The organism is Pseudomonas lactucae (assembly GCF_036688725.1).
Lineage (GTDB): Bacteria > Pseudomonadota > Gammaproteobacteria > Pseudomonadales > Pseudomonadaceae > Aquipseudomonas > Aquipseudomonas lactucae.
Genome location: NZ_JAQQPT010000016.1, coordinates 140444 through 166805, shown reverse-complemented (window position 1 = coordinate 166805; position 26362 = coordinate 140444). Strand labels below are relative to the sequence as shown.

The following is a 26362-nucleotide window of genomic DNA, read 5'->3' as shown; positions in this document are numbered from 1 at the left end:
CGGTGCGACGATTCGACTTGCTCCCTCCCACAGGGATTTTGGTGCTTAGAGGGTCAGGGTCAGGCGCTTGATCAAGGCGCCGGGAAGCAGGTTCGATGACGTATTGCGCTGCCCGTAGGTGCTGGCCGACAGCAGCAGCTCGCGTTCAGCCGTCAGCGCTTCCAACTGCGAACCGAGCAGGTTGTAGACGCTGTCATCAAAACGCATGGTGCTGACCGGCGCCTTGATCTCGCCGTCTTCCACCCAGAACGTGGCAAAACGCGTCATGCCGGTCAGGCGCGCCGCCGGCAGGTCGGAATAGTTGAGGTACCACAGGTTGCTGATGTACAGCCCGGTGCCCAACTGCTTGAGGATATCAGCCTGGGCCAGGCTGCCCGCCGCCATCTGCAAGGCGCTGGGGGCTTCATCGCGGCTGGCGCCGTTGGCGCTCAGGCCGTATTCGGCGGCGCTGCGCGAATTGACCAGTTGGCCGTCGGCCTTGCCGGCGTTGATCAGGGTCACGTCGCTGCGCGGGTAGCCCTCGGTGGAGAACGCCTGGCTCAGGGAGCCGCTGACCTGTTCGTTCACCGTCACCAACGGGTTCAGCTGCTGCTCGCCGGCGTACAGCCGTTGCAGCGAACTGCCTTTGCTGGCGATTGCCTGGGCCGAGAACCCGCCCCAAGTGATGATGCTGATGATTTCTTCCAGCGCGGCCGGCGCCAGGTAGGCGCGGTACTGTCCGGGCGGCAACGGGTGTAACGGGCGGTCGAGGAACGCCAATTGCTCGCGCGCCTGCTGCAAGCGCGCGGTGAACTCGGCGCTGTCCCAGGTGTGCCCGGCGTAGCTGGCTTTGACGGCTTCGCCATTGGCATGGAACAGGCTGAAATCGAAGTTGAAGCTATTGGCCCGGTGCCAGCCGAATGCGCCGTCCGAACTGGCGAAGCCACGGCTGATCGGACCGGCGGCGTAGATGCCTACCAAGTCGACGCCGTCGGCGGCCTGGCTGATGTCTTCCAGCACCCGCGCCAGTTCGGGCAGCGGCCGCGCCTGCTCATTGTTGCTTTGCCAGGCGTTGTGGTTGAGCAACAGGTACGGGTCCTGCGGCAACAACGGCAAGGTTTCGCGCAGTTGCCGCAGGCCATCGGCGAGGCGCTGACGGTCCAGTTCGGGCTCGCCGGCCAGGGTAATGCCGAGGTCGGCATGCCGGCCGCCGTTGATCAGTTTAAGGTTGAGGCTGGCCTGCTGCACTTGCCCGGCCTGGCGTACCTTGGCGTGGTTGAAGCGCACGAACTCGGAGGCTTCCGCCGCATAGCCGAGGTGAAATTGTTCCTTGTCGGTGATGGCCTGTTTGAGCCATTGCACCAGTGCCTTGAAATCATTCATCAGGCATCTCCCCCGAATACGTCGACATTGCTGAACACACAGGCCGGCGACGCATGGCCGACGCGGATCACCTGGTTGGGTTCGCCCTTGCCGCAGTTCGGCGTGCCCAACACCTTGAAGGTGCTGGCGTCGCCCACGGCGCTGAGCTTGCGCCAGAACTGCGCGGAAATGGCCCGGTAGTTGGGGTTCTTCACCACGCCCTTGAGTTCGCCGTTTTCGATCAACTGCCCCCATTCGCAGCCGAACTGAAACTTGTTGCGCGCGTCATCAATGGACCACGAACGGTTGGTCGACATCAGAATGCCGCTTTCGATGCCACCCACCAGTTGTGCCAGGCTCTTGTCGCCGGCCTCGATATTCAGGTTGGCCATGCGGTCGATCGGCGGGCGGTTCCAACTGCTCGCGCGGCTGTTGGCCACGCCGCTCATGCCGGAACGAAATTGCGACAACGCCCCACCCAGCGGCTTGAGCAACAGCCCCTCGCGGATCAGGAATTGCTTGCTGGCGCGGGTGCCATCGTCGTCATGGCTATAGCTGGCGAGCTGTTCGGGGATGTCCGGGTCGAAGGTCACGTTGAGCAATGGGGAGCCGTATTGCAAATGGCCAAAGTCGCTGGGCTTCACAAAACTGGTGCCGGCGTAGTTGCGCTCGTCACCGAGGATACGGTCCAGTTCCAGCGGGTGACCGATGGATTCGTGGATCTGCAGGATCATCTGATCGGGCATCAGCAGCAGGTCGCGTGGGCCCTGGGGCGTGTTCGGCGCCAGCAGCAGTTGCAGGGCTTCATCGGCCACCCGTGGCGCCGCGCCGATCAGGCCGAAGCGGCTGATCACGTCAAAGCCGCCTTGCTGGCCGAAGTTGGTGCCGCCCAGGGTACGGGTCTGGCTGTCGCTGCCATCAAAGGCCGTGACGTTGACGCCGGGGAATATAAAACGCTGGGCCTGACGCAATTGCGCGCCGGCCGTGTTGAGGTAGATCTGCTCGACGTGGGTCAGGCCCAGGCTCACGTCCCAGCTCACCAGGCGCTCGTCCTTGGGCACGGCGGCAGACTCGTCGCCCAGCAGTTGGTAGCAGTCGCTCAAGGCGGGGAAGGGCTGGTCGAGGTCGGGCGACAGGTAGTCGGCGACGTCGCTGGACACCGGTTGTTCGCGCAGGTCGAGCAGCGCATGGGGCTTGATGCGCCGGGCTTGCTGTTCGGCGCGCTCAAGGGCGGCTTGCAGGCCGGCAAGCGAGATATCGTTGGTCGCGGCGTAGGCTTCCACCCCATTGAGGCGCACGGTGAGCATGGCGCCTTCGTCGTGGCTCAGGTGCGGGGGTTCGGCGACGTTCTTGCGTACCGACAGGTAGTGGCCGGATTCGCGGACGTAACGCAGGGAGAAAAATTCGGCGGCGGTGCGCAGGGCACTGAAGTGTTTTTTGAGTGTGGCGTGGTGGTCGAACATGGGGCCTTCCTTGTGGGCGGCTCAGCGCGGGCAGGCAAACAGAGTAGGCCTGGGCTGGGGGCTGATCAAGGAGGTGTGTGGTGTTTGTTGGGGACTCATCGGGGGCAAGCCCCCTCCCACAGTTGATCGGGTTCACACGGTCAAAATGTGGGAGGAGACTTGCCCCGATGAAGTCACCGCGGTGTATCAGTTACTGCGCGGTAGGCCCGACTTCACGCAACGGCTTGCCCCGCACCGGCGCATCGCCCGCCACGTAGTAGTCGGCGGTGCTGCGCGGCAGTGGCTGGCGACCACGGATCTTGTCGGCGATTTTCTCGGCGATCATGATCGTCGGCGCGTTCAGGTTGCCGGTGGTGATGATCGGCATGATCGACGCATCGACCACACGCAGGCCCTGCATGCCATGCACGCGACCTTCGCCATCCACCACGGCCATCTCGTCGGTGCCCATCTTGCACGAGCACGAAGGGTGGAACGCAGTCTCGGCGTGCTCGCGGATGAACGTGTCCAGTTGCTCGTCGGTTTGCACCTCGATACCTGGGCTGATTTCGCGGCCACGGTACGGGTCCAGCGCCGGTTGCTGCATGATTTCACGGGTCAGGCGGATGCCGTCGCGAAATTCCTGCCAGTCCTGTTCGGTGGCCATGTAGTTGAAGAGGATGCTCGGGTAGTCCCGTGGGTTCTTCGACTTCAGCTGGATACGGCCACGGCTCGGCGAACGCATGGAGCCCATGTGCGCCTGGAAACCGTGTTCTTTCACACCGTTGCTGCCGTTGTAGTTAATCGCCACCGGCAGGAAGTGGTACTGGATGTTCGGCCATTCGAACTCTTCACGGGTACGGATAAACCCACCTGCTTCGAACTGGTTGCTGGCGCCGATACCGGTGCCGTTGAACAGCCATTCGGCCCCGATGGCCGGTTGGTTGTACCAGAGCAGCGACGGGTACAGCGACACCGGCTGGGTGCAGGCGTATTGCAGGTACAGCTCGAGGTGGTCCTGCAGGTTTTCGCCGACGCCGGGCAGGTCGTGGACCACCGGGATGTCGAGACTTTCCAGCAGCTTGGCCGGGCCGACGCCGGAACGTTGCAGCAGTTGCGGCGAAGCGATAGCACCGCTGCACACCAGTACTTCCTTGCGTGCACGCGCTTCAACGCGCTCTTCGGCGGCGCCGATCAGGTAGCGCACGCCCACCGCACGTTTGCCTTCGAACAACACTTTGTCGGTGAGTGCATGGGTGACGATGGTCAGCGTGGAACGCTTCTTGGCCGTGTCCAGGTAACCGCGCGCGGTGCTGGCGCGACGGCCGTTGGGCGTGACGGTACGGTCCATCGGGCCGAAACCTTCCTGCTGGTAGCCGTTCAAGTCTTCGGTACGCGGGTAACCGGCCTGTACGCCAGCTTCGACCATGGCGTGGAACAACGGGTTGTTGCCCGCCTTCGGCGTGGTCACGCTGACCGGGCCATCGCCGCCGTGCCAGTCGTTGGGGCCGATGTCGCGGGTTTCGGCCTTGCGGAAATACGGCAGGCAGTCGAGGTAGGTCCAGTTTTCCAGGCCTGGCAGCTTCGCCCAGTTGTCGTAGTCCATGGCGTTGCCACGGATGTAGCACATGCCGTTGATCAGGGAAGAGCCACCCAGGCCCTTGCCGCGACCGCATTCCATCCGGCGGCCGTCCATGTGCGGCTCCGGATCGGTTTCGTAGGCCCAGTTGTAGCGACGGCCTTGCAGCGGGAACGCCAGCGCGGCGGGCATTTGGGTACGGAAATCGAGACGGTAGTCCGGACCGCCGGCTTCCAGCAGCAGGACGGTGACGCCTTCGTCTTCGGTCAGACGGGTCGCCAGGGTGTTACCGGCGGAGCCGGCACCCACAATGATGTAGTCGTATTCTTGGGACATAAATGCGCCCTCTTTGGAGTGTGGTCAGCAAGGGGCCTCATCGGGGGCGAGCCCCCTCCCACATTTGGAATGCGTTTCCCTGTGGGAGGGGGCTTGCCCCCGATGGCGGCCTCAAAGGCAATACAGGACTCGGGTCTTAGAACACCGAGGCGTAATCGCCCAGCTCAACCTGTACCGATTTGATGCGAGTGAAGTTGTTCAGCGAGCTGATCCCGTTCTCACGGCCCACGCCCGACTGCTTGTAGCCACCGACCGGCATCTTCGCGTCGGACTCGCCCCAGGCGTTGATCCAGCAGATACCTGCTTCCAGCTGATGAATCACGCGGTGGGCGCGGTTCAGGTCTTTGGTGACCAGACCGGCGGCCAGGCCGAAGTCGGTGTCGTTGGCGCGGCGGATCACTTCCTCTTCGGTTTCATAGGTGAGGATGCTCATCACCGGGCCGAAGATTTCTTCACGCACGATCACCATGTCGTCGGTGCAGTCGGTGAACACGGTCGGTGCCACGAACGCGCCTTTGGCGAAGTCGCCCTCGGTCAGGCGGTCGCCGCCGCACAGCAGGCGGGCGCCTTGCTCTTTGCCTTTGGCGATGTAGCCCAGCACGCTTTCCATGTGGGCGAAGCTGACCAGCGGGCCGAAGTTGGTGTTTTCGTCTTCCGGGTTACCGACACGAATGCGCGCGACACGCTCGACGATCTTGGCTTCGAACGCCGCTTGCAGGTGCTTGGGCACGAACACGCGGGTGCCGTTGGTGCAGACCTGGCCGGAGCTGTAGAAGTTGGCCATCATCGCGGTATCGGCGGCGCGGTCGAGGTCGGCGTCGTCAAAGATGATCAGCGGCGACTTGCCGCCCAGTTCCATGGTCACGTCCTTGAGCGACGAACTCGACGCGCTGGCCATGACTTTCTTGCCGGTGTCGGTGCCGCCGGTGAACGAGACTTTCTCGATGCGCGGGTGCTCGGTCAGCCAGGTGCCGACTTCACGGCCACTGCCGGTCAATACGTTGAACACGCCTGCCGGAACGCCGGCTTCGGTGTAGATCTCGGCCAGTTTCAAGGTGGTCAGCGAGGTGACTTCGCTGGGCTTGAAGATCATTGCGTTGCCGGCGGCCAGGGCCGGTGCGGATTTCCACAGGGCGATCTGGATCGGGTAGTTCCACGCGCCGATGCCGGCGACCACGCCCAGTGGCTCGCGACGGGTGTAGACGAATGAGGTCTCGCGCAGCGGGATCTGTTCGCCTTCGATGGCCGGCACCAGGCCTGCGTAGTATTCCAGCACGTCGGCGCCCGTGACGATGTCGACGTACTTGGTTTCGGAAAAGGCCTTGCCGGTGTCCAGGGTTTCCAGGGCGGCCAGTTCATCGTTGCGCTCGCGCAGGATGTCGACGGCACGACGCAGGATGCGCGAACGTTCCATGGCGGTCATGGCGGCCCAGATTTTCTGGCCTTTTTCGGCGCTGACCACGGCACGTTCAACGTCGTCTTTCGTTGCGCGTTGCACTTGGGCGAGAACTTCACCGTTAGCCGGGTTGATGGCTTCGAAGGTGGCGTCGCTGCCAGCATCGGTGTAGCCGCCGTCAATGTAGAGTTTTTGCAGTTCGAAACGGGCCATAAAGTCCTCGCAAGTGCATAAGTGGTTGGCGCGGTGCGGGAGTTGAGCGGTTATATGCCTCTAACTCACCTGCTTGGCCAATTGGAAATCCATGTATTCGTGCGCAATGCGTTGCGCCTGCTCCGTGTCGAAAGCGTCTCCCGACAGGGCACCGCGCAACCACAAACCGTCGATCAGGGCCGCCAGCCCTCGGGCTGCGCTGCGTGCCTCGGGCAACGGCAGCGTGCGGCGGAACTGGCAGCACAGGTTGGAATACAGACGCTGATCGTTGATCCGCTGCAACCTGTGCAAAGACGGGTGGTGCATGCTGGAGGCCCAGAAGGCCAGCCAGGTTTTCATTGCCGGGCCATTGACCTGGCTGGCGTCGAAGTTGCCGGCGACGATCACCTGAAGGTGGGCGCGTGGGCTGTCGTCCTTCAACGCTTGTCGACGGGCGTGGATGTTCTCCATCAGCACGCTCATCAAATATTGCATCGTCGCTGCGATCAGGCCGTTCTTGTCCCGAAAGTAGTGACTGATGATGCCGTTCGAGACGCCTGCCAAACGGGCGATCAACGCAATGCTGGCATCGCCCATTCCGACCTGATCGATGGCCGTCATCGTGGCTTCGATCAATTGCTGACGGCGTATGGGTTGCATACCGACCTTGGGCATGTAGCACCTCTCCTTAGGCCTGCCGACGGGCGATCACGTCCATCGGCTTGAAGGCCAGTCTATTTTGTTTTGATTGAACGTTCAATCAACAAAGAATAAGCTCTGCGACAAATCGTCGCTGCTGGCAGGTATTCCTACTTGAAAGACAGCGACACCTGACACCTGGAAAACCCCGCAAACGCCCCATCTACCGCTTCGGCGAGGGGGAGGGATTTTCGGGCTGTCTTTATAACACCCGTCCGTCGACTGCCGAAAAATCGATGGCGCGGGATAACCGTTGCCTTGTGTTTCTCTCTCGCACTGCCCGGAGCATCTGCGCCATGAGTTCTGCCTCTCTAATAAAGACCCCGCCGGAAAAGGTGCGGGTCAACGGTTGGGTGTTCTACACCTCCACCGCTCTGATTCTGTTGCTGACCGCCATCCTGATCATCGCCCCGCAGGAGGCCGGGCGCATGCTCGGCGTCGCCCAGGCCTGGCTGTCGAAAAGCTTCGGTTGGTACTACATGGTGGTGATCGCCGCCTACCTGGTGTTCGTGGTCGGCCTGGCGTTTTCGTCCTACGGCAAGTTGAAACTGGGCAGCAAGGACGACACCCCGGACTTCAGCTACGGCGCCTGGGCCGGCATGCTGTTCTCGTCGGGCATCGGCATTTCGCTGCTGTACTTCGGTGCGTCGGAGCCGTTGGACCACTATTTCAACCCGCCCGAAGGCGCAGCCGCCAGCAATGGCGCGGCACGCCAGGCGTTGCAGCTGACCTTCCTGCACTGGGGCCTGCATGGCTGGGCGATTTACGCCCTGGTCGGCCTGGCCGTGGCGTACTTCGCGTATCGGCATAACCAGCCGCTGGCCTTGCGTTCGGCGTTGTACCCGCTGGTGGGTGAGCGTTGGGTGAAGGGCGCGGCCGGCCACGCGGTGGACGGTTTCGGTATGTTCGTGACGCTGCTGGGGTTGGTGACCAACCTGGGGATCGGCGCGATGCAGGTGTCGTCGGGGCTGGAAAACCTGTTCGGCATGCAGCACAACAACACCAACCTGTTGATCGTGATCATCGTAATGAGCACCGTGGCGACCATCGCCGCCGTCTCCGGGGTGGAGAACGGCATTCGTCGCCTGTCCAACCTCAACATCGTGCTGTTCAGCGGTTTGCTGATCTTCGTGCTGCTGTTCGGCCCCACCCTGCACCTGCTCAACGGTCTGGTGCAGAACACCGGCGACTACCTCAACGGCATCGTGCTGAAAACCTTCGACCTCTATGTGTACGAAGGCGACGGCGACAAAACCGAACGCTGGATGGGCCTGTGGACCTTGTTCTACTGGGCCTGGTGGATTTCCTGGGCGCCATTTGTGGGCATGTTCATCGCGCGTATTTCCCGTGGGCGTACCGTGCGGGAACTGGTGGCCGGCGTGCTGTTGATCCCGCTGGGGTTCACCCTGGCGTGGCTGTCGATCTTCGGTAACTCGGCGCTGGACCTGGTGTTGAACCAGGGCGCGGTGGAGCTGGGCAAGACGGCGCTGGAACAGCCGTCCATGGCGATCTACCAACTGCTGGAACATTACCCGGCGTCGAAAGTTGTCATCGGTGTGTCGATCTTCGTGGGCTTCGTGCTGTTCCTGACCCCGGCGGATTCCGGCGCGGTGATGATGGCCAACCTTTCTTGCAAAGGCGGCAACGTGGACGAAGATGCGCCGCACTGGCTGCGGATCTTCTGGTCGGCGGTGATTACCCTGGTGACCATCGGCCTGCTGTTTGCCGGTAACTTCGAAGCCATGCAAACCATGGTGGTGCTGGCGGGGCTGCCGTTCTCGGTGGTGCTGATCTTCTTTATGTTCGGTTTGCACAAGGCCATGCGCCAGGACGTGGCCATCGAACAGGAGCAGGCGCAGTTGGCTGAACGCGGGCGTCGTGGTTTCAGCGAGCGCTTGACCGCCCTGGACCTGCAACCGAGCCAGGCCACCGTGCAGCGCTTTATGGACAAGCACGTCACACCGGCGCTGGAAGAAGCGGCGACGGCGTTGCGTGAGCAAGGGGCGCAAGTGCAGACGCTGCTGGGTAAATCCAAGCGTTGCATTGGCGTACGCATCGAAATGGAAGAGGGCAACCCCTTCGTCTACGAAGTGAGCCTGGATGCTTACTCGGCGGCGCCGAGCGACGTGCCGGAAGAAGAACGCACCCGCTACTACCGGGCCGAGGTGTACCTGCACAACGGGCCTCAGGAGTACGACCTGATGGGCTTCGCCCAGGAGCAGATTACCCGGGACGTGCTCGATCAGTTTGAAAGCCATCGGCAGCTCCTTGGCCGTGTCTATAGCTGATAGTTGAGCTTGGCAATACTTTAAATGTGGGAGGGGGCTTGCTCCCGATAGCGGTGTATCAGTACTAGATGTGCTGACTGACACACGGCTATCGGGAGCAAGCCCCCTTCCACATGTTTTGACCCGGTTCCTGCAGTGTTGGTTAGCCCAGGTTCTTGCCCAGCAGGGCGTGGTACAACTCACTGTCGCCCAGGATCCCCACCACCTTGTTGTTGTCATGCAAGACCAGCTTGTTCCCTGTCTGGTAACGGATCTGCAACGCATCGCGCATGCCGATATTCGAATCCACCAGGGTCGGCACGCGGCCCAAACCTTCCACGGCTTGCCCCGGCGCCCAGTTCTGCAGGTTCATCACCACGCCATTCTGGCGCGCGCCCTGGATGGTGTTGCCTTCGGCCAGGTCCAGCCACGAGTCACCGCCCGGGTCCAGGCACACTGAGCCGTTGACCCGCGTGCAGTTGTCCAGCGTGCGCATCAGGCTGCGGCCGCACAGCACGTTCAGCGGGTTGGTATGGGCGACAAAGGTGCGCACATAGTCGTCCGCCGGGTTCAGCACGATCTCTTCCGGCACGCTGTACTGGATGATCTTGCCGTCTTTCATGATCGCAATACGGCTGCCCAGCTTGAGTGCCTCGTCGAGGTCGTGGCTCACGAACACGATGGTCTTGCTCAGCTTGCGTTGCAATTCCAGCAATTCGTCCTGCAAACCCTGGCGGATCAGCGGGTCGAGGGCGGAGAAGGGTTCGTCCATCAGCAGGATATCGGCGTCCATCGCCAACGCACGCGCCAGGCCGACGCGCTGCTGCATGCCGCCGGACAGCTCGTCGGGCTTTTTGTTACGCCATTGGGTCAGGCCCACCAGCTCCAGTTTCTCGTCCACCAGCTTGCGCCGTTCTTTCTCCGGACGGCCCTGCATTTCCAGGCCGAAGCTGATGTTTTCGCGCACCGTCAGCCAGGGCATCAGGGCGAATTTCTGGAACACCATGGCGATGCGCTTGGTGCGCATCATTTTCAGCTCGGCCGGTGTGCACGAGGCGATGTCGATCTGGCGACCTTCATGCTCCACGAACAACTGGCCACGGCTCACGGTGTTGAGGCCGTTGATGCAGCGCAGCAAGCTCGATTTGCCGGAGCCCGACAGGCCCATCAGCACGCAGATCTCGCCTTTCTCGATGTCCAGGCTGGCTTTTTCAACGCCGACGATCTGGCCGGTCTTTTTCAGTATCTCGTTACGGCTCATGCCCTGGTCCAGCAGCTTGAGCGCTTCGCGTGGGTCTTTGGAAAAGACCACGTCGACTTTGTCGAATCGGATAATGCTCATGCATCACCCCCTACTTTAGCGTCGGGTTGTTTGCAGATACGGTCGAGCATGATGGCCAGCAACACAATCGCCAGGCCGGCTTCAAAGCCCAGGGCAATGTCAGCGGTGTTCAGTGCGTTGACTACCGGCTTGCCGAGGCCATCGGCACCCACCAGGGCGGCGATCACCACCATCGACAACGACAGCATGATGCATTGGGTAATGCCGGCGGCAATGCTCGGCATGGCGTGGGGCAGTTCAATGCGCGAGAGCAACTGACGGCGCGAACAGCCAAAGGCCAGGCCTGCGTCCATCAACTCTTGCGGTACGTCGCGGATACCCAGGTAAGTCAGGCGGATAGGCGCTGCAATCGCGAACACCACCGTGGAAATCAAACCGGGCACCACACCCAGCCCGAAGAGGGTCAGGGTAGGGATGAGGTAGACGAAGGTCGGTACGGTCTGCATCAGATCGAGCACCGGCCGCATCATGGTGTAGAACATCGGTTTGTGCGCGGCAACAATGCCCAGCGGCACGCCGATGACCACGCAGACCAGCGTGGCGAACAGCACCTGCGCGAGGGTCTCCATGGTTTCCTGCCAGTACCCCAGGTTGAGGATCAGCAGGAAGGAGGCGATGACAAAAACAGTCAGTCCCCATTTGCGTTGAATAAAGTGAGCCAGCAGCGCAATCAGACCGATCAATGCCAGCGGATTGAACCAGGTCAGCGCAAACGTCACGCCGTGGATCATCGTTTCCAGTGTCGATGCGATTGCGTCGAAATAGTTGGCGCCATGTTGGGTCAACCATTCGACGAAGGCAGCGATGTACTGGCCTAGTGGGATTTTCTGTTCAGTCAGCATGGTAGTGAATGTCCACATGCGAAGAGGGAAACATCCCGGGGCAGCGCACCGCCCCGGGGTCAGCGGTGTTATTTGTCGAGGTACGCTTTGACGGCGGCAAGGCCAGGTTGGCCGTCCACGGTAGTGACACCGGCGAGCCAGGTGTCGAGCACTTGCGGGTTCTTTTTCAGCCAGGCCTTGGCGGCGGCGTCGGGCTTCATCTTGTCGTCCAGGACGTTACCCATCAGGGTGCTTTCCATGTTCAAGGTGAAGACCAGGTTTTTCAGCAATTGGCCAACGTTGCTGCATTCCTGGGTATAGCCCTTGCGGGTGTTGGTGTAGATGGTCGCCTGGCCGTAGTTGGGGCCGAACGAGTCGTCACCGCCGGTCAGGTACTTCATCTTGAAGCGGGTGTTCATCGGGTGCGGTTCCCAACCGAGGAACACGATGGCCTGGTCGCGCTTGGTGGCGCGTTCGACCTGGGAGAGCATGCCGGCTTCGCTGGACTCGACCACTTTGAAACCGGCGGTTTTGAGGCCGAAGGCGTCTTTGTCGATCAGCGTCTGGATGGTGCGGTTGCCGTCGTTACCCGGCTCGATGCCGTAGATCTTGCCGCCCAGCTCTTCCTTGAATTTGGCGATGTCGGCGAAGTCTTTCAGGCCCTTGTCGTACAGCGCCTGCGGGACCGCCAGGGTGTATTTGGCGTTCTCCAGGTTGGCGCGTACGGTTTCCACGGTGCCGGCATCACGGTACTGCTTGATGTCGTTTTCCATGGTCGGCATCCAGTTGCCGAGGAAGATGTCCATGTTCTTGCCGTCAGCCAGTGACTTGTAGGTCACCGGTACCGAAATCATCGTGGTGCGAGGCTTGTAGCCCAGGCCCTTGAGGATTTCGCTGGTGGTCGCGGTGGTGACGGTGATGTCGGTCCAGCCGACATCGGAGAAGTTGACGGTCTTGCACTGTTCCGGTTCTGCAGCGTGCGCCATGACTGGCAGACTCAGCATGGCGGCCAACAACAACGAGGGTGAACCTTTCATCTGGGTAGACTCCTGTGTTTTTTCTGGCGGCCTTCGCCGCGCTTTATAAGTGTTGCGGTTGGAGCGTGCGACAACAGCTCTGCCACGGTGCCTTGCAAACGAGTCGAGACTGATCATGTACCAGTGAAAATCTGACGCCTACAGGGTGCGTCGTATCCAGTACAGGGAGGGTCGTATCCAGTGTTGGTGACGTCGTTTACAGGTTTTTCCTACGGCAAAACCGCAGGTTTTGCTCATCTGCACCGCAAAAAACGGCCAAAAACAGTGTTCGCACGCAAGCGACGCTAGTGAGCATGGGTGCGTCGGTGTGAGACGCCGTGACGACGATTAAAAGCTTGATGATGCCGCCATCTGGGCGATCTGAGCGTAGCACCTCGTTCAAGCCTGGCCGCGCTTATCGAGGAGTTCTACCGCAATGGCTATCAGTGTTTTCGACCTGTTCAAGATCGGCATCGGGCCTTCGAGTTCTCACACCGTGGGCCCCATGCGCGCCGCGGCGTTGTTCGTCCAGGCACTGCGTGGACGCGAATTGTTGGAACAGGTTCGGCGCGTCGAAGTTCAGCTGTACGGCTCATTGTCGGCCACCGGCATCGGCCACGGCAGCGACACCGCCACCATCATGGGCCTGATGGGCGAGTGGCCGGACGCGATCGACCCGTCGCAAATTGGCGTGCGCATCCACACCTTGCGTGAAACCGATACTCTGCTGCTCGATGGCCGCCTGCCGGTGCCTTTCGTATGGGCGCGGGACATGCGCCTGCTCGACGAAAATCTGCCATTCCATCCCAATGCCATGACCCTGGTGGTATGGGGCGATGACGGCGAGTTGCACCGCGACACCTATTATTCCGTCGGAGGCGGGTTTGTAGTGGATGAGGCCCAGGCCCAGAGCGGGGTAGCGGACATGGACCGCACCGAACTGCCCTACGATTTCTCCAGCGCCGTGGAATTGTTGCAGCTGTGCAAGACCCACAACCTGCGCGTCGCCGAGTTGATGCTGGCGAATGAAAAGGTCTGGCGCTCCGAAGAAGAAATCCGCAGCGGCTTGATGAAGCTCTGGCGTGCCATGCAGGACTGCGTTGAGCAGGGCCTCAAGCACGAAGGCATCCTGCCTGGCGGCCTCAACGTGCGCCGTCGCGCGGCCAAGTTGCACCGCAGTTTGCAGGAGCTGGGCAAACCCAATGTGATCGGTTCGACCTTGAGCGCCATGGAGTGGGTCAACCTGTTCGCCCTGGCGGTCAACGAAGAAAACGCCGCCGGTGGGCGCATGGTCACCGCACCGACCAATGGCGCGGCAGGGATCATCCCGGCGGTGCTGCACTACTTTATGAAGTTCAGCGAAGAAGTCACCGAAGCCAACGTGGTCGACTACCTGCTCGGCGCCGCGGCGGTGGGCATCCTGTGCAAGAAGAACGCCTCGATCTCCGGCGCCGAAGTCGGTTGCCAGGGCGAAGTGGGTTCGGCCTGCGCCATGGCTGCGGCCGGGCTGGCGGAAATCCTTGGCGCGACGCCGGAGCAACTGTGCAACGCCGCTGAAATCGGCTTGGAGCACAACCTCGGCCTGACCTGCGACCCGGTGGGCGGGCTGGTGCAAGTGCCGTGTATCGAGCGCAATGCGATTGCGGCGGTCAAGGCGATCAATGCCGCGCAAATGGCCCTGCGTGGCGACGGCCAGCACTTCATCTCTCTGGACCGTGTGATCCGCACCATGCGCGATACCGGGGCGGATATGCATGACAAGTACAAAGAGACGTCGCGGGGTGGGTTGGCGGTCAGCGCGGTTGAGTGCTGACAACCACCGCAGTAGTGAGCGGGCTTTCCCGCGCTGGGTGGCGAAGCCGCCCCATTAAAAGCACCGCATCGTTTCAGTTGAAACCGAGCCGCCTGTTTTTGGGGCGGCTTCGCCACCCAGCGCGGGGCAAGCCCGCTCACTACAAGTGAACACCCAAGCCAAAAGCGCCACCTTTTAGCGCGTCGCAAACAGATAAGTAGCTCCCGAACGATTTTCCCTCGACCCTCTGTCGCCCGTGCTTGGGGTGACAGACTTGTCCCACACCCCTCAAAGCGCCTTCCCACAAGTGCTACCGATCTGCTCACGCCCTGTGGCGAACCGGCTGCTACGTCGTTTTCAGGCCATATCCCGCACATCCCGCGCGGGCTTATATAGACGCGTCAGCAGGTCGTTTTCAGGATTTATTGAATGCGCATTCAATTTTAGGCACGGCATTTGCTCTGTCCATTCAAAGCCTCTCTTCTTTACGGACGAAGAGCGCAATAACAAGAGCCTCGCCTGAGGCCATCACCCGCTTTGTGTGAGGAGATACCGCGATGACGTCGTTCAACTCAGGGGCCCAACCCCAGAACCGTGCGCCTCAATCCATCGGCTTTTTGCTGCTGGACAATTTCACGCTGATTTCCCTGGCGTCGGCAGTCGAGCCGCTGCGCATGGCCAACCAGCTGTCCGGCCGCGAGCTGTACCGCTGGACAACCTTGAGTGTCGACGGCAACCAGGTGTGGGCCAGCGACGGTTTGCAGATCACTCCCGACGCCTCCATGCACAAAGCCCCGGCCCTGGACACTGTGATTGTGTGCGGTGGCGTGGGTATCCAGCGCACCGTCACCCGTGAGCATGTGTCGTGGCTGCAAAGCCAGGCGCGCCAGTCCCGTCGTCTCGGCGCGGTGTGCACCGGCAGTTGGGCCCTGGCCTGCGCCGGTCTGCTCGACGGGTTCGATTGCAGCGTGCACTGGGAATGCCTGGCCTCGATGCAGGAAGCCTTCCCGCGCGTGTCGATGAGCACGCGCCTGTTCACCCTCGACCGCAACCGCTTCACCAGCTCTGGCGGCACCGCGCCGCTGGACATGATGCTGCACCTGATCAGCCGCGACCACGGGCGTGAACTGTCGGCCGCGATCTCCGAGATGTTTGTGTACGAACGCATCCGCAACGAACAGGACCACCAGCGCGTGCCGCTCAAGCACATGCTCGGCACCAACCAGCCGAAGCTGCAGGAAATCGTTGCGTTGATGGAAGCCAACCTGGAAGAGCCGATCGACCTCGATGAACTGGCGGTCTACGTCGCCGTGTCGCGCCGCCAGCTGGAGCGCCTGTTCCAGAAATACCTGCACTGCTCGCCGTCGCGCTACTACCTCAAGCTGCGCCTGATTCGTGCGCGGCAATTGCTCAAGCAAACACCGATGTCGATCATTGAAGTGGCGTCGGTGTGCGGGTTTGTGTCCACGCCGCACTTCTCCAAGTGCTACCGCGAATACTTCGGCATTCCGCCACGCGATGAGCGCGTAGGCTCCAACACCACCCAGCAAGTGGCGATGATGCCGATTCCGCAGGCGCTGGTGTTGTCACCGTTGGCGGGGCCGATGTCGGCGTTGAGCCAGGCGCGCAATGAGTCGACGTTTGCCAGCGTAAGGCTTTAAACCGAATTGACCGCATCGCAGGCAAGCCTCCTCCCACACTTGACCGAGTTGTCATGGACGGACGCGGTCAAGTGTGGGAGGGGCTGCCCCCGATAGCGATCTGTCAGGCTCTGGAGTTCTGCTTGAACTGCATCAACGCCGGCAACAGCTGCTTATCAATCGCCTGACGCACCGCCGGCAAAATCGTCGCGCTGCTGGTGTACATCTGCTCAACCATGCCCTTGAGCGCCTTGGCCCGTGCTTCGCTCAAACCGCGTACCGCGCACTCGCAGGCCTGCTCGGCGGTGGCACCACTGGACACTTCGAAACCCAGGGAGCGCAGTTGGCCCAGCAGGTCATCCTGATCAATCAAATCCGCATGCATCATGACGTCTATCCTGGTGAGGGGAGCGGGGTTCGACTTCGATTCTGGTAGCCACCCAGGCGGTCGGCAAGGGCAGAATGCACGAATGCCTCGGATGGCTATGAGCATGTCGTTTTCGGGCCATGTACCGAACGCACTTACCGGCACACTGAACCCAGGCACACAGCTTGACGGTTTGGTCACCCTCGGGATGTACGGCTCACACAAGGCACTTGCGCCCCGATCCAGTCACGGCTGGATCGGGGCTTTTTTGTTTTGGGTATGCCGTTTCTATTCATCAAGAGTTGGTTCGTGTTTTACCAGGTCTTGATGAGTTTTGGCCCCGATGGGTCGTTTCTCAGGGTAAACCTGAAAAAACAGCGAAAGGGCAAAAATAATGACGCCAGTGTCGAACCCTATTCCGGAGCCGGATAAGTTTGATGAGAAATGTCGGAAACCGGGTGATGTTTGGCTAAAGGCAAACCCTGTTGCCGAGAGACCAAGAGACTTGTGGTCACCCTTCAGGCACGCGCTGGCTGATGGGTTTGATGACCGGTGTGGTTATGCCGCCATGTATATTCCGAGTGGCACTGTCGATCATGTGTCAGTTACAACGAGGATCGATTCCTTGCTTACGAGTGGTCGAACTATCGATATATTGACGGATGGATTAACAGCTCTAAAAGCAAGCAAGTGGCTGCTGGATTGTTAGACCCATTCGAAGTGCAGGAAGGATGGTTTGAAATCAGCTTGCCATCCCTTCAATTGGTGTTAACGGATGCGGTTCCACCAGAGTTTCGAGAGCGCGCGCAAAATACGCTCAAGAAGCTTCCCATCAGGGATGATGAACGGATAATAAGGCCTCGACGCAAATGGCTGAGTCTTTACGAGAAGAGTGGAGATATAGACATGCTGCGTGAAATGGCACCTCTCATTGCAGCAGCTGTCGAGAAGAAACAGGCTCTTGAAGCTGCACAGTTACCGGCTGAGGAGCGCTAGGTAAGCTAGCGCAACCATCACCAACGTTACCGCTGCAATACCAGGATGCGCGAGAGCAATTCATCCCGGTCGATGTAGCAACCCTGGAAATGTCGCGCCCCGGAAGCCGGATCAAAAGCATTGCGCGCATGCAGCGTACGACGGTTGTCGAAGCACCACAGCTCGCCCGGGTTCAGGCGTTGCACTACCCGAAAACGCTCTTCGCGCGTCATCGCAATAAACCGCCGATAGGCCCGGTACAGCAACGGCATCTGCTCCACCGGCGCCTCGAAAGGCCCGCGCAGGAAGTTGGCCATGCGAATCTCCGCCACTTCGCCCAAGGCATCCAGCGCGATGATCGGCGCCAGCCGGCGATAGTCGCTGTGGCGGTCCTTGTTGCGAAACTCCACGGGGATTTCACACAGGGCGCGAAACGCTTGGGGATCTTCCGTGCGCAGGGCATGGGCGATGGCAAACCCATCGACAAAAATACTCTCGCCACCATTGGCATCATTCACCAGGCAATGCAGGAATTGCAGCCCTGGTTGCAGTTCGCGCGTGGGCAAATCACTGTGTAGCGGCAGGTTGAAAGCGGTGTAGGCATTGCTGTCGGCATCGGCCTTGGACTGCACGTTGAACAGCACGCCGAAGTTGCTCTCGCGGATAAACGAAATGCGCTTGGCGATCAGCGCCAAGGAGCCGGGCTCGGTGGGCACGCGACGGATCTGTGTGAGGCCGCAATCCCGTAACGCCAGCAACCATTGCAGCAGCGCCTTGGGGTCTTCCATGACGGCTGCGTAGTCGAATACCGGCAGTTGGAAGCGGCTGTCCCACAGCTGGGATTTCGGCTTGGCCGCGCGGCGTTCGGCGCGGGACTCGTCGTCGTAGGCATGCGCCCGCAGCCAGCCCGGGTCGTACTGGCTGTGATGGCCGCCATGCCATTGCACACTGAGCAAACCCTGCTCAATGCGTGCGTCGAGGGCGCTGAGATCGTCCTCCACATCGACGATTTCCAGCACCTGCTCACGGGTCACGCTGTACACGCATTCCCCACACGGGCAGTTGTCGCGCAGCCACTGATGATGAAACGGGCTGATCCGGCCGTCGGCCCAGTGCACGTCGACGCGATCCGCCAACAGCTGCACCTCGGCGAGGTCGCTGATCAACGTGTAGGTACGAAAATCGGCAACACTTTGCATGGCGGCTCCTTGTTATCTTTTGGCGGGCAATCCAATCACGCGGCCGAGCAGGGCAGGGCGGGGCAGCTCGGCCTGCTGCGCGCTGAGGGTGGTGAGTTTTTCCAGGATCGCCTCGGTGAACGGCGCCGAATGCGGGCCGGCGAGGTCGACATGCAGCAGCATCTGTTCGTTGCCGGCCAGTTCCTTCTGCTCGCCCACCAAGTGCAGACCGTGATAGAGGTGCAGGCGCTTGGCGTCGTGGGCGATCAGTTGGGTGTGCACCTCAACTTCGGCGCCCAGCTTCACTTCGTGCAGGTAATTGAGGTGCAACTCCAGGGTGAACAGCGAGTGACCGCTGGCTTCGCGGTTGTCGCTATCGAGGCCCAAGACGTCCATCAGCGCGTCGGTGGCGTAGCTGAAGATCAGCAGGTAGAACGCGTCGCGCAGGTGGCCGTTGTAGTCGACCCATTCAGGTTGGATTTTTGTGGTGTAGGTGGTCAATGCAGGCATGAGTCCGTACTCGGTCAAAGGTGGGAGGGAGCAAGCCCCCTCCCACAGGGTTATTCGGCGAAGCTCATACCGTGCTTGGCCTTGGTGGTTTTCACCGCCTCCAGCACCGCCAGCAAGCAATCATCACGATAGCGTTCCAGCGCCGAAATGCTGCGGCTACCCAACTGGTCGCTGGTCCCCTCGACCACATCATCGATCAGTTTGTCGGTCAGTTCCGGTGCCGGCAAATAGGTCCACGGCAACTGCAGCGCCGGGCCGAACTGCGCCATGAAGTGCCGCATGCCGGCATCGCCCCCCGCCAGGGTGTAGGTCAGGAAGGTGCCCATGAACGACCAGCGCAACCCGGCACCGAAGCGAATTGCGTCATCGATTTCGCCGGTGGTGGCTACGCCGTCATTGACCAGGTGCAGCGCCTCGCGCCACAGCGCTTCGAGCAGGCGGTCGGCGATAAATCCAGGGACTTCCTTGCGCACATGCAGCGGGCGCATGCCGAGGCTTTCGTACACCTTGATCGCCGCCTGAATCGCCTCCGGCGCGGTGTGCTTGCCGCCGACGACTTCCACCAACGGCAGCAGGTACACCGGGTTGAACGGGTGCCCGACCACACAGCGTTCCGGATGGGTTGAGCCCTCGTAGAACTCACTCGGCAACAGGCCCGACGTGCTTGAACCGATCAATGCATTCGGCTTGGCCGCTGCGCTGATCTTGCCGTGCAATTCCAGCTTCAATTCCAGGCGTTCCGGGGCGCTTTCCTGGATGAAGTCGGCGTCTTTCACGCAGGCTTCGATGGTGGTGACAAAGCGCAGGCGGTCCTGGGACGCGCCGGGCGCCAGACCTTGTTTCTCCAGGGCGCCCCAGGCATTGGCGACGCGTTTGCGCAACGCGGCTTCGGCGCCTGGCGCCGGGTCCCAGGCCACTACATCGAGGCCGTGGGCGAGGGCGCGGGATACCCAGCCGCTGCCGATGACACCGCTGCCGAGGGCGGCGAAGATTTTGATGTCAGTGATAAAGCTCATTGGCAAATTCCTAAGGCGTTCGGTGTTCCCTTGTGGGAGGGGCGGTGTTTAGCTGCGCTTTGTCAGGCCCATCTTGATTCGGCCCTCGGCCGGGCTCAGCACCCGCGCGCCCAGACGGGTGAGGATTTCACTGGCGCGTTCCACCAGTTGACCATTGGTTGCCAGCACGCCCTTGTCCAGCCACAGGTTGTCTTCCAGGCCGACCCGCACGTTGCCGCCCAGCAGCACGGCTTGCGCCGCCATCGGCATTTGCATGCGGCCGATGCCGAAGCCGGCCCACACTGCGTCGGCGGGCAGGTTGTCGACCATGGCTTTCATGGTGGTGGTGTCGGCCGGCGCGCCCCATGGGATGCCCAGGCACAACTGGAACAGCGGGTTATCCAGCAGGCCTTCCTTGATCATCTGCTTGGCGAACCACAGGTGGCCGGTGTCGAAAATCTCCAGTTCGGCCTTGACGCCCAATGCCTGGATGCGTTTGGCCCCGGCACGCAGTTGTGCCGGGGTGGACACATAAATGGTGTCGCCATCGCCGAAGTTGAGGGTGCCGCAATCCAGGGTGCAGATTTCCGGCAGCAGCTCCTCGACATGGGCCAGTCGGGTCAACGGGCCGACCAGGTCGGTGTTGGGGCCGAACTCCATCGGGCTCTCGCCGCCGCCGATCTCCAGGTCGCCGCCCATGCCGGCGGTGAGGTTGACGATGATGTCGACGTCGGCCTCGCGGATGCGCTCCATCACTTCGCGGTACAGCGCCACGTCGCGGCTGAACTTGCCGGTCTCGGGGTCTCGCACATGGCAATGCACCACGGTGGCACCGGCCTTGGCCGCTTCAACCGCCGCTGCGGCGATCTGTTTGGGGGTGATCGGCACGTGTGGACTTCTGGCGGTCGTGTCGCCAGCACCGGTGAGTGCGCAGGTGATGATGACGTCGTGGTTCATGAGGCGATTCCTTACAGGCGTGGTGGTGCCGTTCGCGGTCGGTAATGACCGCGAAACGGTGATTCGAAAAAGGTTATTTGCCGGTCAATTGCAGGTTGGCAGCGGCCGGTTTGCCGTCAAAGGTGGTCACGCCTTCCAGCCAGCGGGCCTGGTCCTGGGGGTGATCCTTGAGCCATTGCCTGGCGGACTCCAGAGCGTCCTTGTGATCCAGCAGCGGCTGCATCATCCGGCTCTCGTCGGCGGCGGTGAAGGTCAGGTTGGCCAGCAGTTTGTGCACGTTGGGGCATTGTTCGGCGTAGGTGGGCGTCGTCACGGTCCAGACGGTGGCCATGCCTTCGTTCGGACCCAGGGCGTCTTCGCTGCCGCTGAGGTAGGTCATGGCGATGTTGACGTTCATCGGGTGCGGCGCCCAGCCGAAGAACACCACGGCTTCCTTGCGGCGCACGGCGCGGTCCACGGCAGCAAGCATGCCGGCCTCGCTGGACTCCACCAGCTGGAACTTGCCCAGGCCGAACTGGTTCTTGGCGATCATCGCCTTGATCTGCGTGTTGGCGCCTGAGCCGGGCTCGATGCCGTAGATCTTACCCCCCAGTTCTTTCTCGAACCTGGCGATGTCGGCGAAGGTTTTCAGGCCCTTGTCCGCCAGATAAGTCGGTACCGCCAAGGTGGCACGGGCGTCTTCCAGGCTGGGTTTGTCGAGAACCTTGACCTGTTTGGCATCGACGAAAGGACTGATGGTCTGGGTCATCAGCGGGTTCCAGTAGCCCAGGAACAGGTCCAGACGCTGGTCGCGGATGCCGGCGAAGATGATTTGCTGGGAGGCGCTGGTCTGTTTGGTCTTGTAGCCGAGGCCGTCGAGCAACACCTGGGTCATGGCGCTGGTGGCGATCACGTCGGTCCAGTTCACCACGCCCATGCGCACGTTCCGGCAGGATTCGGCGTCGGCCGCGAATATGCTGGTGCTCAAGATGGCGCTGGCGCTGAGTGCGAGCACGCAGCGGCGGATCAGTCGGTTCATGGTGGGTCCCTCGGCAGGTCGTTATTGTGGGGTCCGGCGTCTTTGTGCGCCGTGAGGCCAAGTTACGTACCTTCGCAACCGACAAAACGCACGGCGGCGACCGGCTCTTGCACTGTAGCGACCTGTCCCCTTGAATCCGCCGGTGAACGGGAGTATCACAGTGCCACGCTGCCCGTATGACGAGAGCGCCACCATGTCCCAGGATTTCTACTTTCTACTGATGCCGGGGTTTTCGGCCATTGGCTTTATTTCCGCGCTGGAACCGCTGCGGGTGGCCAACCGCTTTCGTGGCGAGCTGTACCGCTGGCATGTGTTGAGCGCCGACGGCGGCGCGGTATTGGCGAGCAATGGCATGTCGGTCAATGCCGACGCGGCGTTGGAGCCGCTGAAAAAAGGCGCGACCTTACTGGTGGTGGCGGGTTTCGAACCGCTGCAGTTCGCCACCCCTGCGCTGGAACATTGGCTGCGCCGCCTCGACCATGACGGTGTGACCCTCGGCGCCATCGACACCGGCGCCTGCGTGCTCGCCGAAGCGGGCCTGCTCGACGGCCATCGGCTGACCCTGCACTGGGAAGCCATCGATGCGTTCAAGGAATCTTATCCACAGCTGACGGTGACCCAGGAGCTGTTCGAGATCGACCGTCGTCGCATCACCTGCGCCGGCGGCACCGCGTCCATCGACCTGATGCTCGACCTGATCGCCCAGGCCCACGGTCCGGAGCTGGCCATTCAGGTGTCCGAGCAATTCGTGCTCGGCCGCATACGTCCGCGCAAAGACCACCAGCGCATGCAGATCGCCACGCGCTACGGCATCAACAACAAGAAACTGGTGCAGGTGATCGGCGAGATGGAACAACACACCGAGCCGCCCCTGAGCACCTTGGCGTTGGCCGACGCGATCAAAGTCACCCGGCGTCAGTTGGAGCGCCTGTTTCGTCTGCACCTGAACGACACACCCAGCAACTTCTACCTCGGCCTGCGCCTGGAAAAAGCCCGGCAATTGCTGCGTCAGAGCGACCTGAGTGTGCTGGAAGTGAGCATTGCCTGTGGGTTTGAATCGCCGTCGTATTTCACTCGCAGTTATCGGGCGAGGTTTACGAAGTGTCCGCGGGAGGATCGGCGACGGGAGGTGGTTTGACGGGCAATTATAGTTAATTATACTGCTCACTATAATTTATAGTCCGTTGCATAATTGAGTATAAAATCATGTCCAAGCACAGCGGCTTCGTGTTCCGCCGCCCCACCCTGGCAAGCAGCATTGCCGACGGCCTGGTGGGGGCTGGTATTCAGGATTTCACCTCTGGCCTGTTTCTCGCGGCACCGCGTCGCACCGGCAAAAGTACATTTTTGCGTGAAGATTTGATCCCGGAGTGTCAGCTTCGGGGTTGGCTTGCCGTGTATGTCGACCTGTGGGCTGACAAAGACAAAGATCCGGCGGAGTTGATCGCCAGTGCTATTGCCGCTGCTCTGGTTCCCTATGAAAAAGGCATTCGCAAGCTGGCCAAGAACATTGGAATCGAGAAACTGAGCTTTCTGCGTACCTTGTCCTGGGACTTCAGCAAGCCCCAATTGCCCGTTGGCGCGACGTTGACCCAGGCCTTGGAGTTGCTCCACAGCGCTGCCGAAAAACCCGTAGTGCTGGTGATTGACGAAGCGCAGCACGCATTAAGCAGCGATTCCGGTATCAACGCGATGTTCGCGCTGAAGGCCGCCCGGGATCAGCTCAACCAAGGCCGTGACGAGGACGGCAGTGGCTTGCACCTGGTGTTCACCGGTTCCAACCGCGACAAGCTGGCCCATCTGGTCCTGGGCAAGAGCCAGCCGTTCTTCGGCTCCAGCATCACGCCGTTTCCACTGCTGGGCAAAGAGTTCACCCAGGCCTACACGGCGCACCTGAATGCCCACCTGGCCAAGACCAACCAGTTCAAGGCGGCGGATATCGACGCCGCCTTCGAGCTGGTCGGCCGTCGCCCCGAGATGCTGCGCACCATCATCGGTGAAGTCGCATTGGAGCTGGGTGAGGCGAGCAATCTGGGCCAATTGCTGCACAGCCGTGCCGAATTGCTGCGCGCGGGAGTGTGGACCGAATTCGAAAGCGCCTGGAACGCCCTGACCATCCCGCAACGTGCGGTGCTGCGGGTGATGGTGGAACGCTTGCACCGCAATGAACCCTTTGCGCCGTTTACCGACAGCACAATCACCGCGGTCAGCAAGGCGCTGGAGGATATGGGCAGCGATGTGGTGCCGGGTACCCAGACCATTCAGGCCTGTATCGATGCCTTGCGTGACAAGGAGTTGGTATGGAAGTCGAGCCGGGGCGGGTATGCGCTGGAAGACAAGGCGTTTGGAGATTGGCTGCTGCACAAGCACCGCACTAAAAACAACCAGAATCCACTGTGAGCTGGGTCTGAATGTGGGGGGCTTATTTTTTTAGCAGAGCCGAACACGCCGCCTTGTAGGCTTCATGCTGATACTTGTTCAGCGTCGCCGGCAGTTCAAAATTGTGCTTCTTGTTCTGCGCATTAATGGTCTGCGGCGACAGCAAGGTCACCTCAACCCCGTCCAGCAGTTGGAACACCCCTTCAATCTTGAACGTGGTCGGGCCGCCGGCGAATTCGCCTTTCTTGCTGCGCTTCTTGATCGCGATGCGAGTGATGGCGTTGGCCTGCACAAACGCCTTCACCTGAGCGGCGAAGGCTTTGACGTTGGCCGCTTCATCGTCGTCTTCCAGGGCGATTTTCTTGATGGCCAGGGCTGCATGGGTCAGCGCCTGGTTGTCCAGCGAGGCGACGGCGATGATGGCTTCGCTGCCTTTGATTTCGATACCGCAGATGCTCATGAATGGCCTTGGTTCAGATTAAAAGTGGCAGGGATTGTCGCTTATTCCTGCCCAATCGACTCCAAAAACTCCGACCGCTCATCGCTCATGCGCGCCAGGCAATCATTTTGCGCAATCGCATACGCCTTGGTGCCGGTCACCGCCGGGAAGGTGTCCACGGCGCAATCGGCGTCACGCAGCTTTTCCCATTTCTGTTGGGCGTCCTTCAGACGAGCGGTAATGTCCGCCAGCTTGGTCTTGTCGTGGCCGTAGGTCGATCCCATGCGTTCCAGCAGGGCCTGGTAGTTGTCTTTCAACAATTGTTCAGCGGTGGTTTTGTTATAGGAGGCGCATTCCAGGGTTTGTTTGTCGTTTTCGATGCCGTCGCACGGTGTGCTGTCGGTGTCTTCGGCGGCGTGGACGCCGGTTGCGATGAGTGCCAAAGCCAGGAAAATCGATTTCATTGCGCCGTCTCATATCAGTTGATGCGGGAATTCTGGCTCAAGCGTAAGACAAATAACAGCCACCAGTCAGACACCTCTTAACGCCCTTTGTCGCGGATTGACGCTTTCGGCAATTCCCCTGTCGTTTTTGCACCCGGCTCTGTCGGCCCCTGGGCATATGCTGGCCCCAAAGCGCCGGCAGACGATTCGGCGCATGAATCGCCAAAAAGGGGACAGCCTGATGAGCCCAGCCGAACTTCACGCCGACAGCATCGTTATCGACGGGCTGATTATTGCCAAGTGGAACCGCGACCTGTTCGAGGACATGCGCAAAGGTGGCCTCACCGCCGCCAACTGCACCGTGTCGGTGTGGGAAGGCTTCCAGGCCACGATCAACAACATCGTGGCCAGCCAGACCTTGATCCGTGAGAACAGCGACCTGGTGATCCCGGTGAAAACCACCGCCGACATCCGTCGCGCCAAGGAACTGGGCAAGACCGGCATCATCTTCGGTTTCCAGAATGCCCACGCGTTTGAAGACCAGCTCGGCTATGTCGAGATCTTCAAGCAGCTCGGCGTGGGTGTGGTGCAGATGTGCTACAACACCCAGAACCTGGTCGGCACCGGTTGCTACGAGCGCGATGGCGGCCTGTCGGGCTTCGGACGTGAGATCGTCGGCGAGATGAACCGCGTCGGCATCATGTGCGACCTGTCCCACGTCGGCTCCAAGACCAGCGAAGAAGTCATCCTCGAATCGAAAAAACCGGTGTGCTACTCCCACTGCCTGCCGTCGGGCCTTAAAGAGCACCCGCGCAACAAGTCCGATGAAGAACTCAAGTTCATCGCTGACCACGGCGGGTTTGTCGGCGTGACCATGTTCGCGCCGTTCCTGGCCAAGGGCATCGATTCGACCATCGACGACTACGCCGAAGCCATCGAGTACACCATGAACATCGTCGGTGAAGACGCCATCGGCATCGGCACCGATTTCACCCAGGGCCATGGCCAGGATTTCTTTGAAATGCTGACCCATGACAAAGGCTACGCCCGCCGCCTGACCAGCTTCGGCAAGATCATCAACCCGCTGGGCATCCGCACCGTGGGCGAGTTCCCCAACCTCACCGAGACCCTGCTCAAACGCGGCCATTCCGAGCGTGTGGTACGCAAAATCATGGGCGAGAACTGGGTCAATGTATTGAAAGACGTCTGGGGCGAATAAGCCACCGCTCGCTTAATCC

23 protein-coding genes are annotated in these 26362 nt (G+C 61.0%); 7 read left to right on the top strand and 16 right to left on the bottom strand.

Annotation, left to right across the window (positions count from 1 at the left end; translation table 11 throughout):
• Window positions 1-45: 45 nt before the first annotated feature.
• The 5 genes from V6M90_RS19535 to betI all read right to left on the bottom strand — a co-directional run bounded on the left by V6M90_RS19535 (window position 46) and on the right by betI (window position 6961).
• Window positions 46-1362 carry a TldD/PmbA family protein gene (locus V6M90_RS19535; RefSeq protein ID WP_305428013.1) on the bottom strand — a complete coding sequence of 439 codons (1317 nt, stop codon included), beginning with the start codon at window positions 1360-1362 and terminating at the stop codon, window positions 46-48.
• The gene (locus tag V6M90_RS19530) at window positions 1362-2804 is read right to left on the bottom strand and encodes a TldD/PmbA family protein (RefSeq protein WP_141062922.1); all 1443 of its coding nucleotides are present in this window, start codon (window positions 2802-2804) and stop codon (window positions 1362-1364) included. Before V6M90_RS19530 ends, V6M90_RS19535 begins: the two co-directional genes overlap by 1 nt.
• Window positions 2805-2994: 190 nt before the next feature.
• Window positions 2995-4698 carry a choline dehydrogenase gene (gene betA, locus V6M90_RS19525; RefSeq protein ID WP_141062923.1) on the bottom strand — a complete coding sequence of 568 codons (1704 nt, stop codon included), beginning with the start codon at window positions 4696-4698 and terminating at the stop codon, window positions 2995-2997.
• A gap of 136 nt (window positions 4699-4834) precedes the next feature.
• On the bottom strand, window positions 4835-6307 hold the full coding sequence (gene betB / locus V6M90_RS19520; RefSeq protein ID WP_332846975.1) for a betaine-aldehyde dehydrogenase: 1473 nt from the start codon (window positions 6305-6307) through the stop codon (window positions 4835-4837).
• Window positions 6308-6367: 60 nt separating this feature from the next.
• Window positions 6368-6961, bottom strand: coding sequence for a transcriptional regulator BetI (betI, locus tag V6M90_RS19515; RefSeq protein WP_003176593.1), 594 nt, complete (start codon window positions 6959-6961; stop codon window positions 6368-6370).
• 377 nt (window positions 6962-7338) lie between these two features.
• Here betI and V6M90_RS19510 point away from each other — a divergent pair, with 377 nt between their 5' ends.
• Complete coding sequence (locus V6M90_RS19510; RefSeq protein WP_305429659.1) at window positions 7339-9273, top strand: BCCT family transporter; 1935 nt, start codon at window positions 7339-7341, stop codon at window positions 9271-9273.
• Between the two features lie 142 nt (window positions 9274-9415).
• On the opposite strand, the gene choV is transcribed toward V6M90_RS19510, so the two are convergent.
• From choV to V6M90_RS19495, 3 genes are all read right to left on the bottom strand, one after another.
• Window positions 9416-10594: a choline ABC transporter ATP-binding protein gene (choV, locus tag V6M90_RS19505; protein WP_332846974.1), complete on the bottom strand. Its 1179-nt coding sequence runs from the start codon at window positions 10592-10594 to the stop codon at window positions 9416-9418.
• Complete coding sequence (choW, locus tag V6M90_RS19500) at window positions 10591-11436, bottom strand: choline ABC transporter permease subunit (protein WP_141062924.1); 846 nt, start codon at window positions 11434-11436, stop codon at window positions 10591-10593. The genes choV and choW overlap by 4 nt, the downstream gene beginning before the upstream one ends.
• A gap of 68 nt (window positions 11437-11504) precedes the next feature.
• Window positions 11505-12452, bottom strand: coding sequence for a choline ABC transporter substrate-binding protein (locus V6M90_RS19495; protein ID WP_003176589.1), 948 nt, complete (start codon window positions 12450-12452; stop codon window positions 11505-11507).
• Between the two features lie 415 nt (window positions 12453-12867).
• On the opposite strand from V6M90_RS19495, the gene V6M90_RS19490 reads away from it, so the two are divergent.
• Both V6M90_RS19490 and gbdR read left to right on the top strand, forming a co-directional pair.
• The gene (locus V6M90_RS19490) at window positions 12868-14244 is read left to right on the top strand and encodes an L-serine ammonia-lyase (RefSeq protein ID WP_003176587.1); all 1377 of its coding nucleotides are present in this window, start codon (window positions 12868-12870) and stop codon (window positions 14242-14244) included.
• A 536-nt stretch (window positions 14245-14780) separates the two neighbouring features.
• A complete protein-coding gene (gbdR, locus tag V6M90_RS19485; protein WP_003176586.1) occupies window positions 14781-15884 on the top strand; it encodes a choline metabolism transcriptional regulator GbdR in 1104 nt (367 codons plus the stop codon).
• A gap of 103 nt (window positions 15885-15987) precedes the next feature.
• On the opposite strand, the gene V6M90_RS19480 is transcribed toward gbdR, so the two are convergent.
• Window positions 15988-16251, bottom strand: coding sequence for a hypothetical protein (locus V6M90_RS19480; RefSeq protein WP_042945381.1), 264 nt, complete (start codon window positions 16249-16251; stop codon window positions 15988-15990).
• A gap of 669 nt (window positions 16252-16920) precedes the next feature.
• Between V6M90_RS19480 and V6M90_RS19475 the strand changes: the two genes are divergently transcribed.
• Complete coding sequence (locus tag V6M90_RS19475; RefSeq protein ID WP_198140467.1) at window positions 16921-17226, top strand: hypothetical protein; 306 nt, start codon at window positions 16921-16923, stop codon at window positions 17224-17226.
• 26 nt (window positions 17227-17252) lie between these two features.
• Here V6M90_RS19475 and V6M90_RS19470 read toward each other — a convergent pair whose 3' ends face one another.
• From V6M90_RS19470 to V6M90_RS19450, 5 genes are all read right to left on the bottom strand, one after another.
• A complete protein-coding gene (locus tag V6M90_RS19470; protein ID WP_141062925.1) occupies window positions 17253-18404 on the bottom strand; it encodes a gamma-butyrobetaine dioxygenase in 1152 nt (383 codons plus the stop codon).
• 12 nt (window positions 18405-18416) lie between these two features.
• Entirely contained in the window at window positions 18417-18893 is a 477-nt protein-coding gene (locus tag V6M90_RS19465; RefSeq protein WP_003176582.1) for a thioesterase family protein, read from the bottom strand.
• Window positions 18894-18943: 50 nt separating this feature from the next.
• A complete protein-coding gene (locus V6M90_RS19460) occupies window positions 18944-19909 on the bottom strand; it encodes an L-carnitine dehydrogenase (protein WP_003176581.1) in 966 nt (321 codons plus the stop codon).
• Window positions 19910-19957: 48 nt separating this feature from the next.
• Complete coding sequence (locus V6M90_RS19455; RefSeq protein WP_003176580.1) at window positions 19958-20845, bottom strand: BKACE family enzyme; 888 nt, start codon at window positions 20843-20845, stop codon at window positions 19958-19960.
• A 73-nt stretch (window positions 20846-20918) separates the two neighbouring features.
• Window positions 20919-21863 carry a choline ABC transporter substrate-binding protein gene (locus tag V6M90_RS19450; RefSeq protein WP_332846973.1) on the bottom strand — a complete coding sequence of 315 codons (945 nt, stop codon included), beginning with the start codon at window positions 21861-21863 and terminating at the stop codon, window positions 20919-20921.
• A gap of 193 nt (window positions 21864-22056) precedes the next feature.
• Here V6M90_RS19450 and V6M90_RS19445 point away from each other — a divergent pair, with 193 nt between their 5' ends.
• Window positions 22057-23001 (top strand): GlxA family transcriptional regulator, encoded by a 945-nt coding sequence (locus V6M90_RS19445; protein WP_078734988.1) that lies wholly within the window; start codon window positions 22057-22059, stop codon window positions 22999-23001.
• Between the two features lie 68 nt (window positions 23002-23069).
• Window positions 23070-24263, top strand: a complete 1194-nt coding sequence (locus tag V6M90_RS19440; protein WP_332846972.1) for an AAA family ATPase — start codon at window positions 23070-23072, stop codon at window positions 24261-24263.
• Window positions 24264-24285: 22 nt separating this feature from the next.
• On the opposite strand, the gene V6M90_RS19435 is transcribed toward V6M90_RS19440, so the two are convergent.
• A complete protein-coding gene (locus V6M90_RS19435) occupies window positions 24286-24702 on the bottom strand; it encodes a DUF3010 family protein (RefSeq protein ID WP_332846971.1) in 417 nt (138 codons plus the stop codon).
• A 41-nt stretch (window positions 24703-24743) separates the two neighbouring features.
• A complete protein-coding gene (locus V6M90_RS19430; protein WP_003176575.1) occupies window positions 24744-25145 on the bottom strand; it encodes a lysozyme inhibitor LprI family protein in 402 nt (133 codons plus the stop codon).
• Window positions 25146-25365: 220 nt separating this feature from the next.
• Between V6M90_RS19430 and V6M90_RS19425 the strand changes: the two genes are divergently transcribed.
• On the top strand, window positions 25366-26343 hold the full coding sequence (locus V6M90_RS19425; protein WP_003176573.1) for a dipeptidase: 978 nt from the start codon (window positions 25366-25368) through the stop codon (window positions 26341-26343).
• Window positions 26344-26362: the final 19 nt, after the last annotated feature.

Excerpts from the sequence above, each read along its gene's own strand:
- V6M90_RS19535 (WP_305428013.1), bottom strand. The coding sequence starts at position 1,362 with ATGAATGATTTCAAGGCACTGGTGCAATGGCTCAAACAGGCCATCACC.
- V6M90_RS19530 (WP_141062922.1), bottom strand. The coding sequence starts at position 2,804 with ATGTTCGACCACCACGCCACACTCAAAAAACACTTCAGTGCCCTGCGC.
- betA (WP_141062923.1), bottom strand. The coding sequence starts at position 4,698 with ATGTCCCAAGAATACGACTACATCATTGTGGGTGCCGGCTCCGCCGGT.
- betB (WP_332846975.1), bottom strand. The coding sequence starts at position 6,307 with ATGGCCCGTTTCGAACTGCAAAAACTCTACATTGACGGCGGCTACACC.
- betI (WP_003176593.1), bottom strand. The coding sequence starts at position 6,961 with ATGCCCAAGGTCGGTATGCAACCCATACGCCGTCAGCAATTGATCGAA.
- choV (WP_332846974.1), bottom strand. The coding sequence starts at position 10,594 with ATGAGCATTATCCGATTCGACAAAGTCGACGTGGTCTTTTCCAAAGAC.
- choW (WP_141062924.1), bottom strand. The coding sequence starts at position 11,436 with ATGCTGACTGAACAGAAAATCCCACTAGGCCAGTACATCGCTGCCTTC.
- V6M90_RS19495 (WP_003176589.1), bottom strand. The coding sequence starts at position 12,452 with ATGAAAGGTTCACCCTCGTTGTTGTTGGCCGCCATGCTGAGTCTGCCA.
- V6M90_RS19490 (WP_003176587.1), top strand. The coding sequence starts at position 12,868 with ATGGCTATCAGTGTTTTCGACCTGTTCAAGATCGGCATCGGGCCTTCG.
- gbdR (WP_003176586.1), top strand. The coding sequence starts at position 14,781 with ATGACGTCGTTCAACTCAGGGGCCCAACCCCAGAACCGTGCGCCTCAA.
- V6M90_RS19480 (WP_042945381.1), bottom strand. The coding sequence starts at position 16,251 with ATGATGCATGCGGATTTGATTGATCAGGATGACCTGCTGGGCCAACTG.
- V6M90_RS19470 (WP_141062925.1), bottom strand. The coding sequence starts at position 18,404 with ATGCAAAGTGTTGCCGATTTTCGTACCTACACGTTGATCAGCGACCTC.
- V6M90_RS19465 (WP_003176582.1), bottom strand. The coding sequence starts at position 18,893 with ATGCCTGCATTGACCACCTACACCACAAAAATCCAACCTGAATGGGTC.
- V6M90_RS19460 (WP_003176581.1), bottom strand. The coding sequence starts at position 19,909 with ATGAGCTTTATCACTGACATCAAAATCTTCGCCGCCCTCGGCAGCGGT.
- V6M90_RS19455 (WP_003176580.1), bottom strand. The coding sequence starts at position 20,845 with ATGAACCACGACGTCATCATCACCTGCGCACTCACCGGTGCTGGCGAC.
- V6M90_RS19450 (WP_332846973.1), bottom strand. The coding sequence starts at position 21,863 with ATGAACCGACTGATCCGCCGCTGCGTGCTCGCACTCAGCGCCAGCGCC.
- V6M90_RS19445 (WP_078734988.1), top strand. The coding sequence starts at position 22,057 with ATGTCCCAGGATTTCTACTTTCTACTGATGCCGGGGTTTTCGGCCATT.
- V6M90_RS19440 (WP_332846972.1), top strand. The coding sequence starts at position 23,070 with ATGTCCAAGCACAGCGGCTTCGTGTTCCGCCGCCCCACCCTGGCAAGC.
- V6M90_RS19435 (WP_332846971.1), bottom strand. The coding sequence starts at position 24,702 with ATGAGCATCTGCGGTATCGAAATCAAAGGCAGCGAAGCCATCATCGCC.
- V6M90_RS19430 (WP_003176575.1), bottom strand. The coding sequence starts at position 25,145 with ATGAAATCGATTTTCCTGGCTTTGGCACTCATCGCAACCGGCGTCCAC.
- V6M90_RS19425 (WP_003176573.1), top strand. The coding sequence starts at position 25,366 with ATGAGCCCAGCCGAACTTCACGCCGACAGCATCGTTATCGACGGGCTG.